Source organism: Colwellia sp. BRX10-9, assembly GCF_014077405.1.
GTDB lineage: Bacteria > Pseudomonadota > Gammaproteobacteria > Enterobacterales > Alteromonadaceae > Colwellia_A.
Map to the genome: position 1 here is coordinate 101,811 of NZ_JACGVV010000003.1, position 20,355 is coordinate 122,165.

Sequence of the window (20,355 nt, forward strand, 5' to 3'; positions counted from 1 at the left end):
ATGAAGACCCATTTCGGCTTTTATCTTAATCTTCTTGCTATTTTGTTATTTATTCCAGGGATATTATTACCGATGTTCTCTTTGAGCATGGATGTTAGCGCCACTATTGCCGGACCTGCGCTGACCTCAGAGTTAATTAACAAAGAGCTTTCCCTGTTAACTACAATTCAAGAGCTGTGGCAGAACGATCGTTTATTAGTGTCTGTGCTCATTTTTATTTTCTCTATTTGCATTCCTTTGTTGAAAACGGCTTTAGTGGCTTGGTCCTATTTTAAGAGGAAGACTCAGCTAGAAAGAAAAATTATTAGCTTTGTTGGTGCGATTGGAAAATGGTCAATGGCTGACGTTTTTGTTGTGGCAATATTTTTAGCTGTTTTGTCTACTAACCATGCAGAAACAGCAAGCCAACAAACGTTAAGTATTATGGGCTTTAAACTCAATTTAATGATCAGCAGTGAAACACTGTCGGCTGTCGGCCCTGGTTTTTATTTCTTTTGTGCTTATTGTTTACTGTCATTAGTTGGTACGCAGCTGAGTCAAAGTGGTCTAAACAAAAGCCAGCTTAACGACTAGTCCTATAATCTGTTCATCGATATTATCTGTAACAGCATTATCATTGATTATTTTTAGAAATAAAAAAACCGCTAGTCTTTACAGAGCAGCGGTTTTTTTTATTGCAAAAACATCAGCCAATAAATATAAATTTACTGAATGAAGCTAATGCTAACGTTCAACAAATTAACCTTTGATGAAGTTAATACCTTCAGTAATGTCAGCTTTCAATGTGTCTAACATATCAACTTTCGCTTTTTCTTCAAAAGCACTTAGTTTACCGTAAGATAAAATTTCGCTAACGCCATTTACGCCTAAACGTACCGGTTGTGCGAAAAATTGTGCATCTTCACCTGCGCCTTCAACGTAAGCGTAATCAACCACGTCTTCGCCTTGTAAACCTTTAACTAAAGACATACAAAAACGAGCTGCAGCAGCGCCCATAGATAAAGTAGCAGAACCACCACCGGCTTTAGCGTTAACAACTTCAGTACCTGCGTTTTGAATGCGAGGTGTTAAAGCAGCAATTTCTTCATCAGTAAAAGTAACACCTTCAACTTGTGAAAGAAGTGGTAAAATAGTGGTACCTGAGTGGCCACCAATTACTGGAACTTTAACTTCAGCAACGTTTAAGCCTTTTAATTCAGCAACGAACGCTTCACTACGAATAACATCTAGCGTAGTAATACCAAAGACACGAGCCGCGTCGTAAGTACCTGCTTTTTTGAAGACTTCAGCAACGATAGGAACCGTGCCGTTAACTGGGTTAGTAATAATACCGACTAACGCTTTAGGACAGTTAGCAACAATGCCTTCTGCTAATGTTTTAATAATGCCCGCATTAACCGCGAACAAATCAGCACGATCCATACCTGGCTTACGTGGCATGCCTGCTGGAATTAAAACGATATCAGCGCCTGTTAATGCGTCGCCTAATGCGTCAGCACCAAAACCTTCAACGGTAACAGCTGTAGGTATGTGTGATAAATCAACAGCAACACCTGGAACAACTGGTGCTACGTCATACAAAGATAGCTCAGAACCCGCTGGTAATTGAGTTTTTAATAATAATGATAACGCTTGGCCAATTCCGCCAGCAGCGCCTAAAACAGCAACTTTCATTTGATGTCTCCGGTAGTTAAAGAATATTTGAGTAAATACGTAAATTTTCGTGCCCAAAAGATATAGCATCGGCCACTAAAAAACAATTAATATTAAACTATATATGGCATTAGGATACCGTATAATACTTTTAATGAAATAATACTTAGGTCTTACTTCCTCATCATTAAGAATTTAAGATTAAAAAAAGTGTAGTAGAAAAATAACAAAGAGTACCGTTAAATTATGACAGTTTCACAAAAACAAGAAGCATTAACACAAGCTTTTAAAGATTTATTAAAGCAAGAGCAGTTTGGTTCTCAAGGCGATATAGTTGATGCGTTGAAGAAACAAGGTTTCGATAATATCAGCCAGTCAAAGGTTTCACGTATGCTCAGTAAATATGGCGCAGTTCGCACCCGCAACGCTCGCCAAGAAATGGTTTATTGTTTACCAGCTGAACTAGGCGTTCCCACAGCGAAAAGCCCTTTACGCCAACTAGTGATAGATATTGAATACAATGAAGTCATGATTATTGTTAGAACAAGCCCCGGCGCTGCCCAGTTAATCGCTCGCTTACTTGATAGCTTAAGTAAAAGCGATGGAGTACTGGGTACGATTGCCGGTGATGATACTATTTTTATTGCCCCAACCCATGTTGGACAAATAAAAGAAACCATTGCTAAATTAGAGTTACTTTTTTCAAGAAACTTAAATTAAGCTGAGTTCGAAGACAGTGAGCCATAGTAACATCGCGATTTTACCGGTTTATTAAAGTGCCAACTTAGCTAAAAAATTCAAACTTGGTGCAAAAAAAGATGCGCCAGTTTCTGCTTGGGTATATTTAAGTAGATGATCAAAATGACCATGAGCATCACTTTGAATCATGGCTTTTAACATCATCTCAAATGGCTCAGGCGAGCGGCAATAAGAAACAAAAAACAAGCCCTGTAACTTCATATCACCATACGGCATACTTTGTCGTACTATTTCGATAGCGTTACCGTCTTCGTCTTTAAGGTTTACTCGCTTAGTATGCGCGGTCGCTGGTTTATTTTCATTGGAATATTCTTCATTATCCAGTTTTGTTCGTCCAAAAATATCTTCTTGGTCTTTAACCTTTAAGTTATCCCATAAGTTCAAGTTATGGCGATAACGTTGAATATGTAAATAACTGCCTGCTGCAAACTCTTCACTCTCTTCATTCGCAATTAGCGCAACTTTGCGGCGGTGTGAACCTTGTGGGTTTTCTGTGCCATCGACAAAACCCGTTAAATCACGACCATCAAGAAACCTAAAGGCACGCACTTGCTCAGCCAGTTCAACGCTGTTGGCTAATAAAGCACAAACCTTGGTACTAACAATATGATTAACGTCTGCACGGTCGCTTCTTATTTCGATATAAAGATCATAACTATCAGCCGGAGCTGCGCGATCATCACATTCAAGCGCGGAAAAAGGCTTTAAATTTTTAGGTCTTCCTTGTGGATACAACTCATCCCAATAGTTAGCACCGATAGCAATAACACCAGCTAAGTTAGATTCTGAAAAACGATCTGCGTAATGATCGAATAAGGCAGGTAATCGAGAAAGTGCGTGACGAACATGAGCATTTTTATCATCTAAAACATTAAACATCAGATAATAACCGTGCAAACTAGGTTCTGCGCAAATACCGAATTGTTCTCTTGCCATCAAAATTCCCAAAAATGTAATGTATATTAATATTTCAATTTTACACAGTTTCTTAAAATTCACAGTAAATCATTTACGATAATAAAATAAGATAAAACCGTGTTGCTTTTTACAGCTATGCCAACGCACTTTTATTAGTATGGGCGCAAGTACTGATAATTTCTGTGCAGCTAAAAGTATTAGCCTTTATCTTGTACATAAAAAAACAGCCCTGAGGCTGTTTTATGATTTATCTTGTTAATATAGATAACACTAGTTGGTATTAAGTAAACTCAGGGTAAGCTTCCATACCACAATCTGATTTATCCATACCTTGATACTCTTCTTCTTCAGTTACACGAATACCCATAACTTTCTTAAGTACATACCAGACCACAAAACTTGCACTAAATACCCAGACAAAGATGGTTGCTGCACCGATTAATTGTCCACTAAAGCTTGAAGCAGGGTTAGTAAGAGGAACAAGCAGTAAACCAAACAAACCAACGACACCATGTACTGAGATAGCACCGACTGGATCATCTATTTTCAGTTTATCTAAACCAACCACTGACAAGACAACGATGACACCAGCGACCATACCAAACAAGGTTGCTTGCAATGCCGTGGGTGTTGAAGGCTCAGCAGTAATAGCGACTAATCCCGCTAATGCCCCGTTTAATGTCATGGTTAAATCTGCTTTTTTAAATAGTAATTTCGCAAAAATTAACGCGGCGATAGCGCCACCAGCGGCCGCTGCATTGGTATTTAAAAAGACCATAGCAACTGAATGTGAACTGTTGATATCGGCAAGCTTTAAAACTGAACCACCGTTAAAGCCAAACCAACCCATCCATAAAATAAATGTGCCTAATGTCGCCATAGGTAAGTTAGCACCTGGAATGGCATTAATACGACCATCTGCTCCATATTTACCCTTACGTGCGCCAAGTAACAAGACACCCGCTAATGCTGCTGATGCACCTGCCATGTGGACAATACCCGAGCCAGCAAAATCAGAAAAGCCTAAGTCACCTAGGGTGTACAAACCAAAGACAGCATTACCGCCCCAAGTCCAGCTACCTTCAAGTGGATAAATAACGGCAGTTAACACAACGGTAAAAATAAGGAATGCCCATAATTTCATGCGTTCAGCGACGGCACCAGAAACAATCGACATCGCTGTTGCAACAAAGACCACTTGAAAGAAGAAATCAGACGCTTTGGAGTATATAGCTCCGCCATTAAAACCATCTTCACGGCCAGAAAATTCTTTTAATACCGCATCAGCATCGATTGTTTCGATGCCAGATAAGAAGAAACCACCACCGTACATAATTTCGTAACCGCAGGCCAAATACATCATGCAAGCAATAGCATAAAGCGCGACGTTTTTAGTCAAAATTTCTGTGGTATTTTTTGCACGCACTAAACCGGCTTCTAACATAGAGAAACCCGCGGCCATCCACATAACAAGAGCACCACATATCAAGAAATAGAAAGTGTCCATTGCATACTGTAATTGAAAAATATTTTGTTCCATGATTTACCCCTTAAATAGCTTCAACATCTTGCTCACCAGTACGAATACGTACAGCTTGCTGTAAGTCATAGACAAATATTTTACCATCGCCAATTTTACCTGTGTGCGCCGACTCGGTAATTGCTTTGACTAAGCGTTCAACAACATCATCATTGACAGCAATTTCAAGTTTCACTTTCGGTAAAAAGTCCACTTGATACTCAGCACCACGATACAGTTCGGTATGACCTTTTTGTCGTCCAAAACCTTTTACTTCACTGACGGTTAGTCCTTCAACACCAATTTCAGAAATTGCTTCTCTGACATCATCCAGTTTGAAAGGTTTTATTATTGCGTTAACCATTTTCATTATGTTTAGCCTTATTTATGATTTGTACATAACAATACAAATGTTATGCCAAAGACTAAAATACCTAATATTCATAAGGTTAAGATTAACAATAAAAAAAAGGCTATTTAAAAGCACTTCGTTGGTGCATGAAATTTTATCAATGACAGTAATTGGTGCATGATTTAATTAGCATGCAAGGAAGTCCCGTTTGTTAAATAAAACTATTAGCGGTGTTAGGCAAGGAAAGGTTAATTAGCAAGGATGGCAAAGACAGTTCTGCTATCTGAGAGGTTTATTACTCGGTGACAACTCATGATTAATGAGTGTATTAGCTGCGCAGACAAGGTAAGTGCAATAAAAATTGAGATGAGGTTAGCTCAGCAAAGAAAAGCTATTGCTAAATAGATCACTGCCCTCACCCACAGTTATTATATCAAAAGATATAGCGGTTAATAAAGCATAGAGGCACTTGGGTTAAGTACAGCAAGGATACTTAAACGTTCCATATCACAGAAGTCGCTGGCATCACGCAACAGCTCTTGTTGCACTGATAACGCATCGAGTTTTTCATCACTAATGACATCGGCTTGGCAATGACTTTTGCATTGGTGGTTCAGTGTCATTATTCGTTTAGCAATATAAAGTAACTTAGTTTCGTCGGTACTATGTTGAAACTCCTCTTCATCTTGATAACGTATAGGTTCAATCAAGCTGTAAGGAAGTTGCCATTGTTTTAATAATTCAGCGGTAATGTCAGCGTAGGAAAAACCCAGTGTTTGTAGTTGTTTAGTCCAAGGCAATTCATCTGAATTAATATGCTTACATTGTTCTACTTTTTCAGGCATAAATTGATGTATGACTAATTCGCCTAAATTATGCAGCAAACCTAAAATAAATAATCGTTCCGCATTAGGTACGTTTAGTTTAGTGCCTAAAAATTTAACCGTTAATGCACAGTCAACACTACGCTCCCAAAAGTCATCTAAATATTCGGGACTGGCTTTTAGTTTTCTAAAGGCATCAGTGGTAAAATAAGCAATAACTAAGTTGTAAACTTCGGTAATACCCAAGATTAAAACCGCTTTAGAAATAGTGTCTATTTTACCAGGATAGTTAAAAAAAGAGCTATTTGAGAGCTTTAAAATAGTCGCTGACAAGGCGGGATCAAGTAAAATGACATCCGCTATATCATCAATAGTTGATGATTCGTTATCAATTAACTCTTTAATGCGGATAAAAGAATCCGACAATACAAATATTTCACTCGCCTGTTCGGCGTATTCAACAGCATTCATAACAAAAATCCTAACAAGAAATATAGGGTTGTTTTTATATAAAAATAAAACACTCAGCAAATAAATTGAAAGCTAACACCCGCTGATGGCTCAGTTTTTCAATAATATACAAGGTATTAGCAATGACCTAAATTTTACTCAAGTATAGACACTATATTAATAATAAGTGACTTATTTTCAGAAAAAGTCTAATTAGTCTTCAACGGTTAAGGCAACTTGGTAAGAGCCAAATTTTCTAATATTAATAACCCCCTTATCAAAAATAAGATATTGGCCTTTTATCCCTTGTAATAATCCTGAAACTTGGGGGGTTTTATCAAAGTTAAAAGAGCCGATCTTTTCTAAGTACTGTTCAACAGGAAAGTTCAAATTGACTACTGGTTCGTCAAGTAATTCAACGGCGTCTGCACCAAAGCGTAATTTAATATCGTCTAACTGTGCTGCAATTTCAGGTAGTAATGCTTGTGCTTTCGCTTTTAAATCAACCATTTCACCCGCACCTTTTAACATAGCTCGCCAGTTTGTTTTATCGGCAATAAACTTAGCCAGTGCTATTTCAACTAAACCCGATTGTAAGCGTGTACTTACTCTGAATAGTTTTAAAGCTTGTGTTGCACCTTGGTCAATCCAGCGGGTGGGTATTTGAGTATGGCGAGTAATGCCAACTTTAATGCCAGAGGTATTCGCTAAATAAACATAATGATTAACCATGCAATTTTTTACGCCCCATTCAGGCTCACGACAAGTCCCCTGAGCATGATGGCAAGTTTCTGGTTTCATAATACACATATCGCATTGAGCGAGCTTTTGCATACACGGATAACAAAAACCTTGCGAATAACTTTTCTTGGTTACTCTTGCACAATGACGACACGCTATTTTACCTTGGTAATCTAAAGTAATATTTTTCCCAATTAACGCATTCATATCAATGAGCTGATCGCCTATAGGTAATTGGTAATGAACGAGTCCGTTTTCATCTAACTGAGCAGTCATTTTACTCAAAGCACCTGCATCGTAATGGGTCATTTATTGTCTCGATATGTTTGATGGAGAAATTTAAAGGGCATGGTATAAAACTCTGTAAATGACAGCCAGCTTTTTATCGATTTCGGCAACAAAAATTGCGATACTATTGTTATATCAGCAAAACCTTTACAGCCAAGCCAACTTGTATGCAAAAAAAAGAACCAACCGCCAAGCCAACTTGGTTTGTTTATTATTTACGTTGTGCAGACAACAGTTTATACGCGGGTATTACTACCGACCTAATTCGCCGTTTAGGTGAGCATAATACTTGTAATAAAACAGGGGCTAAATATACGCGGGTTCGGCGGCCGGTCGAATTAGTTTACGCTGAGCCCCAAGAAAATCGTCAACTCGCTTGCAAGCGCGAATATCAACTAAAGAAGTTTACTAAGCTTAAAAAAGAGACCTTAGTGAAAAACTTTAAGCCAATAATTTTTTAGAAAAGCCCTGATAGTACTGGTCTGCTTAGTATTACTTTTATTAGATAATTTCCATTTGTCGACAAGTAACTGCTAGTATACGGCGGTTTTCACATAATAGATGTATGCAAAATGTTTCTAGAACGTTACTGTAATATTACAAACAATCAAATTAGTTTTTCTCGTCAGCAAGGTAGCGATTTCGCTAAAATAGTTGCCGATGATTTCAATCCGCTGCACGATGCCGATGCAAAACGTTTTTGCGTGCCAGGTGATTTACTTTTTTCATTAGTGCTAGAAAAGTCAGGTTTATCACAAAATATGGGCTTTACTTTTTCAGGTATGGTGACCGATGGCATTAAACTCAATTTTCCTGAAAAAATTGTCGAATCAGCAAGTATTCTTGATGATAATGCAAAAGAATATATGAAAATAGAGGCTTCAGGACAGTGTACAACTAACCGTCAATCGATCGATGCTTTGATCCGCGCCTACGTTGAGTTCTCTGGCCATACTTTTCCACATATTTTAGTGAAATTGATGTATGAAAAAAATGTCATGATCAACCCAACACGTCCAATGGTGATGTACGAGAATATGTTTATTCATTTAGATGAAGTTGATTTTGCCGACGTGCAATTGCAATTAACAACGCCTAGCTTACTCATTGACGGTAAACGGGGTAAAGCAACCTTGCCTTTTGACTTAGTCGCTGATGGCAAAGTGATTGGTCATGGTAAAAAGCACATGTTACTCAGTGGCTTAAGAGATTATGACCAAACCACTATTGATAGTCTCGTTAATCATTACAATGATAAAAAAGCGCAGTACTTAAAATAACCCCTTAATAAGATGATGCGAGTTAAAATTTTATTAACATCATTTTATCAAACGCTAGCTGTTGTGTTCTTCTGTTTTCCACACAAAAAGCAAACTTTTTAATTGTTTTAGGTCGCGAGCATTGCTTTGGCTGTTGATAGTACTCCAGCCATGCTCGCAACTTTTCTCCTTGATAGCGAGATTTTAAGACCAGCGCAGCTGAGGTTTCGAAGGGATCTATACGGTTTTCTTTAATATCACTAGCTGAACTTCTCGATAACTGCTGACCTTTAACAGATATTTTTATCGGCTTTTTTTTCTGTTTATTTTGCTTATTTACTATGGGCTTTTTTAATCGACTTTGTTGACATTGCCACCATTTTGTTCGAGCACTTTCTTCTTGTTTTTTCAAACGTTCACTTCGTTTTACACTATGACCTTGTCTTTGCTGAGACTGAATATTAGCTAACTTATCTTCATAGCGCTGACAGTGTTTTTTCCCAGCAAAGCTTTGCTGAGAAAAAATTAAAGTCATACTTATAAAAAAAAGTTTAAAATGTACTTTATACATAGCTCCTCCTTGAACTTCGCAATAAAACAACAACTAGCATTAACAGCTTAGTACATTTAATTAACATTACATTAGCAATCACAAAAAAAACTTCTATACTAAAACCTATCGAGAAATGAGCAAGGATGTTCAATTTTGAAAATATTCACCTTAAAATATTTTGCCATATTCACCAGTTTTATCCTTTGGCCACAAGGCTACACCTCAGAGTTACCAAAAATTCAGCTGGCTACGCCTTATAAAGCAGAGAGTAAAACCCCGATAAAGATCAGCGAATATTTTGTTAGTGAAAAACTTGACGGTATTCGAGGTTATTGGAACGGTAAAAACTTATTAACCCGTGGCGGTAATCTTATCCATGCGCCAAAATGGTTTACTCAAGGTTGGCCATTAACCTATCTTGATGGCGAACTATGGAGCAAGCGCGCTGAATTTGAAAAGATCAGCAGCTGTGTTAGAAAGCATGCCCCCCAACAGCAAATCACGATAAGTTGTTGGCAGAAAATACGCTTTATGGTTTTTGATTTACCCAAGCATTCAGGTACTTTTAGTGAGCGTATTAAGCAAATGAAAGCTGAGATGGCAACAACTGACAATCACTATTGGCAAATCATAAAACAAGAGAAAGTAAACTCAATTGCGATATTGAATCAACGATTAGCAGACGTGGTCGAAAAAGGCGGGGAAGGACTGATGCTACATCATCAAGCCGCCTATTATAAAATAGGGAGAAGCCAAGACCTGATAAAATTAAAACAATATGATGATAGTGAAGCGATCGTTGTTGCTTATATCGCAGGTAAAGGCAAGTACAAAAATATGATGGGATCGATAAGAGTAAAAATGAAGTCAGGCTTACTCTTTAAAATTGGTAGTGGTTTTACTGACGAACAACGTAAAAACCCACCAAAGATTGGTAGCACAATTACCTTTAAATACATTGGTAAAACAGCGCGAGGTGTGCCAAAATTTGCTAGCTTTTTACGTGTGCGTACCTTAGCGTTGAGCCAGTAAAATAGACAAAATTACGATTCAATCCTTTAAAAAAGAGAATAATAATTAATGGAATTTCACTTATGGTTATCTTTTGTGGTTATTTGTATGATGGGCGCTTTATCACCAGGCCCGAGTTTAGCATTAGTCATCAAAAACACCCTCGCTGGCGGAACACCACAAGGTTATGCGACGGCGATTAGTCACGGTTTAGGCGTTGCACTTTACGCGGCCATTACAGCAACAGGCATAGCGGTAATTATCGTTAAATCGCCTTTAATATTTAGTATTATTCAATATGCAGGCGCTGCTTTTTTACTTTACTTGGGGGTAAAATCATTATTAAGTAAAAAAAATAACCAAGTATTTTCTCAAGATGACTCCGCGGCAAAAACACAGGTAAATGGCTGGCGAGATGGCTTTTTAATTGCCTTTTTAAATCCTAAACTTGCTATTTTCTTTCTCGCATTATTTAGCCAGTTTTTAGCAGGAGATGCCAGCAGTGAACAAAAAGTAATAATGACCGCCACCGTAGGTGGCATTGATGCTTTATGGTATTGCCTAGTAACTTTTACACTATCGCGCGGTAATATCATTAGTAAGTTACGTGAAAACAGCCATATTGTTGACAAGGTAACCGGCAGCTTTTTGATATTACTTGCAGCACGAATAGTGATTAGCTAAGTCTGGCTTATTAAGACATTTCAATATAGCGAAAATAAAGTACTTTCAAGCCCTTACCTGCTTCAGCCTCAACAAACACCTCAGGGTTATCAATACGATGCTGAAATTGACACTGAGGGCACTCTCTAGCAACTTCAGCTAACAAAAAGTCTTCACTTAAATCAGGGGAGTTTAAACAGAGTATAACATCACTATTATTTGCCATTAATACCGGCAAACGTTTAATTATTTTCTGGTAATCTCGCTCGATATTGACACTCCCTTTTTGGAATGAAGGTGGATCGCAAATTAATAAATCATAAGGACCATATTTTTTTAACTTGCCGTAAGACTTAAATATATCGACACCTTCATATTTTACCTTACTCGCTTCTTGCTTATTAAGTTTATGGTTTTCACGTCCTGTTGATAAAGCGCCTTTACTCATATCAATATTAACGACTTGCTCTGCACCACCGGCGATGGCAGCAATAGAGAAAGCACAGGTGTAGGCAAAAAGGTTTAACACTTTTTTACCTTCACTGTTATCTTTGACCCACTGGCGGCCATTACTCATATCAAGAAACAGTCCAGAATTTTGTGCCTTCCCCAAACTAAGGTGATATTGCAAACCATGTTCTTGTGCCTTTAATGCGGTAATCTCTTCTCCCCAGAGTACTTCACTTGGCGAAAATTTTCGGCTGCGATACTGCACTTGGATAGATAGACATTGTGGTAGCAACTGTTGGATCACGATAACTTGTTCACTTAACCAAGCCTCTTCAACCTCTTGGTAAAGCGTAATAAGCACAACGGGTGAGAACCAATCAACATTAACATGGGTTAAGCCAGGGTAAGCATGACCACGACCGTGAAATAATCGCTGACAATCGACGAGCTTATTTTCATTTTGAAGATGGACTAAAATAGGTTGAAGATGTGTTTGAAGCGTTGAATTCATAACTTAATTTTTTATGGCCAAAAATAAAGCCGCATAATAACAAATTATGCGGCTTTACGTTCAAATCGTTTGCCTGTTTAGTCTAGATTAATAAACTAAAATCCAAAAATACTAAAAGCAAAGAATTTTTGTGTCACCGTATTCAAGAAAATACCCAAGACAATGACTGGAATAAAAGTGCCTAATGAAAAGTTAACGTACTTTTCTACCCAAGAGCCTTTATAGGTATCGTTACCAATAGCCAGCTCTTCTGACAAGTTATGCTTTTTCCAACGATAGCTAACGAAAACACATAATAAAAAGCCGTTTAACGGTAAAATAGTATCGTAGAAAATATCATAAACCACGTCAAAGAATGAACGTGTGCCCCCAGCATAACTGGTAAATTCAGTAAAGAATGACACCATACCAAAAGAGACCATAGCAAAGACTGTTAGCGCGCCACCAACAATCATTAAAATTGATAAAGCTTTTCTGCGGCTATGTTTCTTTTCAGTCACTAAGTAAGAAACGGGTACTTCAATAATAGATACCAGTGATGTTATTGCAGCAAAAAAGACCAACAGGAAGAAAAATGCCGCAACAGCACTCGCACCAATATAACCAAGCGACACTTGTAATGCTAAAAATATTTTAGGTAAAAAAGTAAAGATCAATGAGACTGAGCTGTCACTTAATTCCGCTGGGTTAACATTCGGGTTGAATGAAAACACTGCAGGTAAAATCATTAAACCCGCAGTAAAGGCAACAGCGGTGTCGGTTAGTGCAACCAGTTTTGCAGAATTAACTATGTCGGTTTTATTATTAATATATGAACCGTAAGTAATTAAAATCCCCATACCGAGTGATAGCGAGAAAAAGGCTTGTGACAATGCGCCATTAATGACTGAAGGAGTAATTTTATCAAAATCAGGAACAATAAAGAATTTCACACCAGCAAAAGCATTTTCTAGTGTTAAGACGTAAACCACCATAATTATCAACATCACAAATAATGTTGGCATTAAAACTTTTGCCGCTTTTTCTATGCCCTCTTTGACACCTGCCACTAAGATGAAGTTGACAATAGCCGCTACGGCAAACATAGCAACAAATAAATAGGGACTGTTGATGAACTCACCAAAACCATTGCCACTGGCTAAGTAATCTAATTTACCCGCGAGTGTTAATGCAACATAGCCAAAAATCCAGACCGTTAGCACCATATAAAAAACCGCAATCATAAAGGGAGTTAAGACACCGAATATACCAGCGATACCCCAACCTCTACTGCCGCCACTTAACGCTTTGTAGGCGCCAACAGGTTCTTTTTGGGTTTTTCGACCAACGGCCATTTCTGCAATCATTACCGGTAAACAAATTAAAAATACGAATATTGCATACATGATTAAAAATGCGCCACCCCCATTTTTAGCTGCGTTTACTGGAAAGCCAACTAAATTACCAATACCAACAGCAGAACCTGCTGCTGCCAAAATAAATCCAAGTTTAGAGCTAAACTGCTCTCTCGATGCGCTCATAAATGTCCTTAATTATAATTATTTGTAGGGCATATTTTGTATAGTTTATTAACTATACGAAAAAAAGAATTGCCTGATGCTAGCAGGCTTTATAATTAATGTCTTCTTTTAGAACGAAGGTATTAGTAATTAAGTGTATAAATATAGTTGCACTTAGACAACAACCAGCCAAACCATTGAAAAACAGACAATAAAAATAATATATTTAGCAAGATACGCTTCTGTACAGCCCCGTTTTGCTATTTTGAGAAGAGCCCACCATTCATAATAGTAAGAATATTTTCCGCTTCTTCTGCCGCAAACACTATTGCCTGAGCTAAATCATCACTTGAAATATTTAAATTCGCGCATAAGCTTTCATCAACACTATCATCATAATCAAACTGATCAGGGTGACTATCAACTAAAGCTAAGCGAGATGCTAAATAGAGTACCTTGACATCTTTATTAATTTGAATAGTTTTCGCTTCATTAAAGTGACGGATCGGTAAAATGATTTTTTCAGGTATTTGCCATATCTTTAACAGTTCGGCAGAAATATCAGTATAAGTAAAACCCAAGGCTTGCTTTTGTAATACCCAAGGCAATTGTTCTGCTGAATATTTTTCACATTTTTTTGCAATCTCAGGGGTTATCTTTGCGACAATCAATTCACCAAAATTTTGCAAGAGTCCGGCAACAAAAAGCCGTTCAATATCTCGTATACCTGCTTTAATGGCTAAGTTTTTAGTCGCTAAGCCACAAAAGATACTCATTCGCCAGAAGCGTTTTAAATCGATAGCCTGATTTGAAAAATGCTTAAAAGCGGTTGCCGCAACATCCACTAACATCATGTTATAAATAGCTTGCGTACCTATAATGGTAATGGCACGTGAAATAGTACTTATTTCGCCAGGAAAACTATAAATCGCACTATTTGCTATTTGTAATAAACGCGAAGTCATCGAAGGATCGACACTGATCACATTAGCAAAGTCTTCAATGCTTGAATCTTCATTGTCCATTAAGGCTTTAATTTTAAAGCAGGCATCGGGAAGCGCAAAAGAGCCATTGGCTTGAAGCGCATATTGGTGAGCATCCATTGGGTTATCAATCATTTTTTATAGAATAATATTAATAGTGTAGCTTGTTGCTTTAAAACAGAAAACAAAAAAACGCAGTGATCTTCATCACTGCGTTTTTATATTTTCTATTGAGGTGTTTTACTGAGCGAAAGTTTTTCCAAAAAAATCACCTTGGTTCCATGTTGGACGCTTATCACCATTAGCAATTTCTAAACCTATCATCATATTCACTTCGGCAAAACTTGCCGCGGCATCGTAACGAATAGGTAAGGTTATTTCATCACTGTGCTGATGATAATGATTTTTAAGAAAATCACCAAATACCGCACCACCATCTATTTCAGGATCTTTAGATTTAAAGCCCGTCATTAAGAATACAGATGGAATACCAGCTTTTACAAAGCTGTAATGATCGCTGCGAGTAAATAACGCCTGCTCTGGCATAGGATCATCACTTAACGATAAATTAATTTTTTCGGCAGCACTCGCAACAATAGGCCCTAAACTTGAGTGTGTAGAACCGAAAGCAATAATATCGGCGAACGGATACAAAATTAATGGCATATCTAAATTAACATTGGCGACCATTTTTGATGTAGGTACCGTTGGGTTTGTTGCAAAATAACTAGATCCTAATAAGCCTTTTTCTTCAGCCGTTACCACCACGAACAAAATAGAACGCTTTGGCTTTTCAGGCATAGCCGATAACAAACGCGCAGTTTCTAATAGTATTGCAACGCCTGAAGCGTTATCAAGCGCACCATTATTGATTTTATCTTCTTCATCACCATGACTACTAAGACCGATATGATCAAGATGCGCACTAAAAACAACATACTCATCTTTTAGACTTGGATCGCTTCCTTCAATAGCAGCAATGATATTAGGGCTAGTGATCTCTTCATGACGACTTTTACTGGCCATTTCAACGGTTGATTTTAATGCAAAACCTTTAATGGCAACATTGTTTGTATCGTCGCTAAGTATATCCGCTAAGGTTCGCTCAGCACCAACAAATAAAACCGCTGCAGACTCGGCACTGATATAAGCTCCGCCTTTCAACTGGGGATGTTTACCAAAAGGTATTCCGTCTTTATCTAACCAGTTAAGCCTTGGTGCATCGGCATAACTAGCCGTTTTAGTAAAGGTGCGTACTGCATCGCGTTTTGGCGTATGAATCGTGATAAAACCAACAGCACCATTTTTAACAGCATTTTTTAATTTTTCACTACCCGAGCCAATATGAGCGCCTTCTTCTGAAGGTAAATCGTCTGGACGGCCTGTTAAGACGACAACAACTTTTCCTTCAACATCAATATCTTTATAGTCGTTATAACCAAAATCTTCAGAAACAACGCCGTAACCAATGAAAACAGTTTCCGCTGATATAGCCGATTCTGTCGATGTACTGTCGCCCGACATAATAAACGCATCTTTAAATGTGAGCGCAACTTCACCATCGCTATTGATTACCGATAACTTAGCACTATTTTCTTCAAGAAACGCTTTACGAAAAGTAACTTGCTGCTCAAATCCTGCTTGCTCACCCATAGGCGTTAAACCTAATTGCTTGAAGTATGACTTTACGTAATTAGCCGCAATTTGGTAACCATCGCTGCCGGTATCTCTGCCTAACAATGTATCGTCGGCTAAAAACTCTATGTGAGCTCGAATATTGTTTTCATTAACTTGTGGTGCTTTTTCGGCAACAGTTGTCGTTGCTTTTTCGCTTTGTCCACACGCAGATAAGAATGCGATAGTTAATAAACTTACGCTGGCTATTAATTTAAATTTCATTGGTTTTTTCATATTATGACTTAATTTTTTTTAAGATCGGTAGATTTATATCGACCGTCACTATAATGATTGTAAAAATAAAACGCTAGTATAGTGACAAAGTTATTGGTTAACACTAATGGCAATTAAAGCTGACAGGTCAAAGGGAAAAGTACTGTTAATACCAATAAGGTGTGGTGGTATTATTTAGATAAACTACTTGAGTAAATATTTTTCAGAATCAGCCGCAGCCATAGGCTTAGCATAATAATAGCCTTGGCCATACCGACACGCCATAGCCGTTAGTAGTTCGGCATCGGCTAAGTTTTCAATACCTTCTCCAACCGTGCCCATATTCAAATTAGTAGCTAAATCTATAATTGTTTTTATGATTGCTTGATGATTATCATGTTCATGAGCGTTGTTAATAAATGAGCGATCAATTTTCAGCACATCAATAGGAAAACGATGTAAGTAGCTAAGACTTGAATAACCGGTACCAAAATCGTCAAGCAGAATTTTAACGCCTAGCACTTTTAAAGTATTCATATTCTCTAGCACTAAATCACTATTTTCTAATAAAGCACGCTCAGTTAATTCGACTCTTAGTTGGCTAGGTTTAATGCCCACACGTTGAATTATTTCTTCAATATCTGCGGGCAGAGTTGCACTAAAAAAGTGATTACCATAGAGGTTACAGCTCACATATAAATCGTTACGACCACAGATTGCTTCCCACTGTTTTAACTGTAGACAAGACTTTTCCAGAATAAGAAAATCAATCGCCATGACTAAATTCGTTTCTTCAGCTAACGGGATAAAATCATCGGGATAAACAAAACCACGCTTATTGCTCTGCCAACGCGCCAGTGCTTCAAAACCAACAACAGTTTCAGTTTTTAAATCAACGATAGGTTGAAAGTAAGGAGAAAATTCACTATTGGCTATTCCATCACGAATATCGGCTTCTAATTCCAGGGCATGTTGCACTTTTTTCTGCATGCTAGAATCAAACACTTCATAACGTCCCTTACCTTTATCTTTTGCATGATACATGGCGGTATCAGCATCTCTGAGCATAATATCAGCACTGTCATAACGTTCATTATTAAACAACACGCCAATACTTGTGCCAATAAAAATACTTTGATTTTCAATAGTAAAGGGCGTCGCTAAAAAATCAGTGATACGTTGCGCAATATCATAAGCTTCATGATTAGATTCGAGGTCTTCAATCAAGATAACAAATTCATCACCACCTAATCGAGCAACAGTGTCTTTGTCTCTGACCAGTACTTTTAACTCTTTGGCTATTTCTTGTAAAAGTAAGTCACCGGCATGGTGGCCTAAGCTATCATTAACGACTTTGAAACGGTCAAGATCTAAAAACAACACAGCAAATTTAAGATCTGCTTTTCGTTTATGACAGGCGATAGCGTGGTTTAATAAATTAATAAATAAAGTACGGTTAGGTAAACCGGTTAGAATATCGTGCGACGCCGTATGTTGTAACTTCTCTTCAGCTTGTTTTCTTTGCTTGATTTCATCTTCTAATGCCACAGTTCGCAGCTTAACTTGCTGCTCTAGAAGGATATGAGACTGTCGTTCAACTTCTAATATGTCGCGCCTTTGGATCGCTGATGCAACATGCTGAGAAACAAATTTCAATAGCTCGGCATCTTGTTCGGTAAAGGTTGTTGCTAAATTATAACTTTGTAAAACCATTGCTCCCAACACAACACCTGAATGTATTAATGGCACGCCCAGCCAAGATTTAGTTTCTTTTTGTGGCTCTTTTGTCTCACCTTCTTGATACAAGGCATACATTTTCGGGTAATTAAGTAATTGAGTTTCACCGGTACGAATAATATATTCGGTAAAGCCATTCCCTAATACCCTAGGCTGCGAGTCGACGGCTGCATTTGTGGAGTTTTGATCTAAATAATAAACAAAAGTTAGTGTTTTTGAATGTTGATCATATTTAGTAATATAAAAGTTTTGTGCGTTAATTAACTGACCAACAATATTATGAACCATCGAATAAAATTCATCAATATGGAGCGTAGCATCATTGGTTAACTCTGATATTTTGAAAAGTGACTCTTGCAATAGTTCTGATTTTTCTCGTTCTCTAATTTGCTTCATTAATTCGCGAGTGCGAGAATTTACCGCATTTTGTAAACGCTCATGGTCGTGTAAACGGGTCATAGCGGTAACTATATGCTGAGCGGTAAATTCCATTAGCTCAAGGTCATCTACTTGGTAACGGAGTGCTTCGGAATAACTTTGTACGGCCATAACGCCAATAACAACACCATCATTAAGTAATGGTACACCAAGCCAGTCAGTGCTATCGGAGCCAAGACGTTTGATTGAATTATTAATTTCTAATTCAGTCACAATTTCAGGGGTCGCCAAGAGTGGTTTAGCCGTTTCAATAACATAGCAAGTCATAGAACCTTCAAATGCTTCAAGGGGTGACTTACCTAGAGGATAATCATCTTTTTCATCCACATCATAAACGAACTCTAACGTTGAAAGGGTTTGGTCATAAAGGGCAATATAAAAATTTTCAGCTCTCATCACTGATGCAATGGATTGGTGAACTTGACCATAAAACATACTTAAATCTGCACAGTCATGAGATAACTGGTTTAACTTAAAAAGTGCAGTATAACGATCTTCGAGCTTACGGTATTTGTCTAGCAAAGAAATGGCTTCCTTTGCTAGCAAGCTATCGCTCTCGTTCAGCTTATCAAGTTCGTTATTTAAAGGGTCTGTCATACATTACAACTTGGGGTGAGAGTAATAAATTTACTCTATATAATGACGATATTTAAGCAAAATATCCACTAGATGAAATAAAATACTAGCAATGAGTTAGCTCATTATTATAAAGGAGCACAAGGCTCCTTTATAATTTATTGCCTAACTATTAATATATTACTTATGGTAAGGCTTACTTAAACGATGTACTGATTCTATAAAGTGGCCCGCATGTTCTGGATTCACATCAGGATGTATACCATGACCTAAATTAAAGACATGTCCAGTACCACCGTCACCAAAGCCGGCAAGAATTTTGTCAACTTCTTGCTCAATACGAGGTAATGGCGCGTAAAGCATTGAAGGATCCATATTACCTTGTAAAGCAACTTTGTCGCCAATACGGGCTTTAGCATTTTCAATATCTATGGTCCAATCAAGCGCTACTGCATCACAACCAGTTGCCGCAATAGACTCTAACCACATACCGCCATTTTTAGTAAATAAGGTTACCGGTACTTTACGCCCCTCATTGTGACGAGTTAAACCATCAACAATTTTAGCCATGTACTGTAATGAAAATTCGTTATAATCACGTGGTGATAACACACCACCCCATGTATCAAAGACCATAACAGATTGCGCGCCGGCAGCAATTTGTGCATTCAAATAAGAAATCACTGAATCCGCTAACTTATCTAATAGCATGTGTAATGTTTTTGGCTCAGCAAACATCATTTTTTTGATTTTGGTAAAGGCTTTTGAACTACCTCCTTCAATCATATAAGTCGCTAATGTCCATGGACTACCTGAAAAACCAATCAGAGGTACTTCGCCCTTTAATTCTTTACGAATAGTACGTACCGCATTCATTACATATTGTAATTCTACTTCTGGATCGGGTATGCCTATTTTTTCTACATCAGCTTTACAGGTAATAGGACGCTCAAATTTCGGCCCTTCCCCTGTTTCGAAATACAAGCCTAAGCCCATAGCGTCAGGAATAGTTAAAATATCGCTAAATAAAATGGCGGCATCAAGCGGAAAACGACGTAACGGCTGAATGGTAACCTCACATGCAAGATCAGCATCGCGGCATACCGACATAAAATCGCCAGCGTTTTTGCGAACTTCACGGTATTCAGGTAAGTAACGCCCTGCTTGTCTCATCATCCATACTGGTGTGTAATCTACAGGCTGACGCAAAAGCGCGCGTAAGTAAGTATCGTTTTTTAATTCAGTCATGAAGTATCTTCCCATTTTTATATGCGCGCATTC

At 37.9% G+C, this 20,355-nt stretch carries 19 protein-coding genes; 6 read left to right on the forward strand and 13 right to left on the reverse strand.

Annotated features, from left to right (window positions below):
• Positions 1-573 carry a paraquat-inducible protein A gene (locus H4J69_RS03045; RefSeq protein WP_182221734.1) on the forward strand — a complete coding sequence of 191 codons (573 nt, stop codon included), beginning with the start codon at positions 1-3 and terminating at the stop codon, positions 571-573.
• Between the two features lie 165 nt (positions 574-738).
• Here the strand turns inward: H4J69_RS03045 and mdh are convergent, their stop codons facing one another.
• Complete coding sequence (gene mdh, locus H4J69_RS03050; RefSeq protein WP_182213758.1) at positions 739-1,674, reverse strand: malate dehydrogenase; 936 nt, start codon at positions 1,672-1,674, stop codon at positions 739-741.
• A gap of 225 nt (positions 1,675-1,899) precedes the next feature.
• Between mdh and argR the strand changes: the two genes are divergently transcribed.
• Entirely contained in the window at positions 1,900-2,373 is a 474-nt protein-coding gene (argR, locus tag H4J69_RS03055) for a transcriptional regulator ArgR (protein ID WP_070375733.1), read from the forward strand.
• Positions 2,374-2,424: 51 nt separating this feature from the next.
• On the opposite strand, the gene H4J69_RS03060 is transcribed toward argR, so the two are convergent.
• From H4J69_RS03060 to H4J69_RS03080, 5 genes are all read right to left on the reverse strand, one after another.
• Positions 2,425-3,348, reverse strand: a complete 924-nt coding sequence (locus H4J69_RS03060; protein ID WP_182213759.1) for a Dyp-type peroxidase — start codon at positions 3,346-3,348, stop codon at positions 2,425-2,427.
• Between the two features lie 262 nt (positions 3,349-3,610).
• A complete protein-coding gene (locus tag H4J69_RS03065) occupies positions 3,611-4,870 on the reverse strand; it encodes an ammonium transporter (RefSeq protein ID WP_182213761.1) in 1,260 nt (419 codons plus the stop codon).
• Positions 4,871-4,880: 10 nt separating this feature from the next.
• Positions 4,881-5,219, reverse strand: a complete 339-nt coding sequence (locus H4J69_RS03070; protein ID WP_070375731.1) for a P-II family nitrogen regulator — start codon at positions 5,217-5,219, stop codon at positions 4,881-4,883.
• Positions 5,220-5,650: 431 nt separating this feature from the next.
• Complete coding sequence (locus tag H4J69_RS03075; RefSeq protein ID WP_070375729.1) at positions 5,651-6,496, reverse strand: HDOD domain-containing protein; 846 nt, start codon at positions 6,494-6,496, stop codon at positions 5,651-5,653.
• 192 nt (positions 6,497-6,688) lie between these two features.
• Positions 6,689-7,525: a DUF2797 domain-containing protein gene (locus H4J69_RS03080; RefSeq protein ID WP_070375728.1), complete on the reverse strand. Its 837-nt coding sequence runs from the start codon at positions 7,523-7,525 to the stop codon at positions 6,689-6,691.
• A 146-nt stretch (positions 7,526-7,671) separates the two neighbouring features.
• Between H4J69_RS03080 and H4J69_RS03085 the strand changes: the two genes are divergently transcribed.
• Together H4J69_RS03085 and H4J69_RS03090 are read left to right on the forward strand one after the other, a co-directional pair.
• Positions 7,672-7,965, forward strand: a complete 294-nt coding sequence (locus tag H4J69_RS03085) for a GIY-YIG nuclease family protein (RefSeq protein ID WP_182213763.1) — start codon at positions 7,672-7,674, stop codon at positions 7,963-7,965.
• 111 nt (positions 7,966-8,076) lie between these two features.
• On the forward strand, positions 8,077-8,784 hold the full coding sequence (locus H4J69_RS03090) for a DUF3581 family protein (protein WP_182230211.1): 708 nt from the start codon (positions 8,077-8,079) through the stop codon (positions 8,782-8,784).
• A gap of 22 nt (positions 8,785-8,806) precedes the next feature.
• Here H4J69_RS03090 and H4J69_RS03095 read toward each other — a convergent pair whose 3' ends face one another.
• Positions 8,807-9,334, reverse strand: coding sequence for a hypothetical protein (locus tag H4J69_RS03095; RefSeq protein ID WP_182230212.1), 528 nt, complete (start codon positions 9,332-9,334; stop codon positions 8,807-8,809).
• 135 nt (positions 9,335-9,469) lie between these two features.
• On the opposite strand from H4J69_RS03095, the gene H4J69_RS03100 reads away from it, so the two are divergent.
• Both H4J69_RS03100 and H4J69_RS03105 read left to right on the forward strand, forming a co-directional pair.
• Positions 9,470-10,348 (forward strand): DNA ligase, encoded by an 879-nt coding sequence (locus H4J69_RS03100; RefSeq protein WP_182213768.1) that lies wholly within the window; start codon positions 9,470-9,472, stop codon positions 10,346-10,348.
• A 48-nt stretch (positions 10,349-10,396) separates the two neighbouring features.
• Positions 10,397-11,011 carry a LysE family translocator gene (locus tag H4J69_RS03105; protein WP_182230213.1) on the forward strand — a complete coding sequence of 205 codons (615 nt, stop codon included), beginning with the start codon at positions 10,397-10,399 and terminating at the stop codon, positions 11,009-11,011.
• 10 nt (positions 11,012-11,021) lie between these two features.
• Here the strand turns inward: H4J69_RS03105 and H4J69_RS03110 are convergent, their stop codons facing one another.
• The 6 genes from H4J69_RS03110 to hemE all read right to left on the reverse strand — a co-directional run bounded on the left by H4J69_RS03110 (position 11,022) and on the right by hemE (position 20,322).
• Positions 11,022-11,951 carry a class I SAM-dependent methyltransferase gene (locus tag H4J69_RS03110; protein WP_182230214.1) on the reverse strand — a complete coding sequence of 310 codons (930 nt, stop codon included), beginning with the start codon at positions 11,949-11,951 and terminating at the stop codon, positions 11,022-11,024.
• Positions 11,952-12,046: 95 nt separating this feature from the next.
• Positions 12,047-13,471 (reverse strand): sodium-dependent transporter, encoded by a 1,425-nt coding sequence (locus H4J69_RS03115; RefSeq protein ID WP_070375723.1) that lies wholly within the window; start codon positions 13,469-13,471, stop codon positions 12,047-12,049.
• A 239-nt stretch (positions 13,472-13,710) separates the two neighbouring features.
• Positions 13,711-14,553, reverse strand: coding sequence for an HDOD domain-containing protein (locus H4J69_RS03120; RefSeq protein ID WP_083278183.1), 843 nt, complete (start codon positions 14,551-14,553; stop codon positions 13,711-13,713).
• A 120-nt stretch (positions 14,554-14,673) separates the two neighbouring features.
• Positions 14,674-16,332 (reverse strand): M28 family peptidase, encoded by a 1,659-nt coding sequence (locus tag H4J69_RS03125; RefSeq protein ID WP_182230215.1) that lies wholly within the window; start codon positions 16,330-16,332, stop codon positions 14,674-14,676.
• A gap of 195 nt (positions 16,333-16,527) precedes the next feature.
• A complete protein-coding gene (locus H4J69_RS03130) occupies positions 16,528-19,095 on the reverse strand; it encodes an EAL domain-containing protein (RefSeq protein ID WP_182230216.1) in 2,568 nt (855 codons plus the stop codon).
• 159 nt (positions 19,096-19,254) lie between these two features.
• On the reverse strand, positions 19,255-20,322 hold the full coding sequence (gene hemE, locus H4J69_RS03135) for a uroporphyrinogen decarboxylase (RefSeq protein WP_182222449.1): 1,068 nt from the start codon (positions 20,320-20,322) through the stop codon (positions 19,255-19,257).
• Positions 20,323-20,355 lie beyond the last annotated feature (33 nt).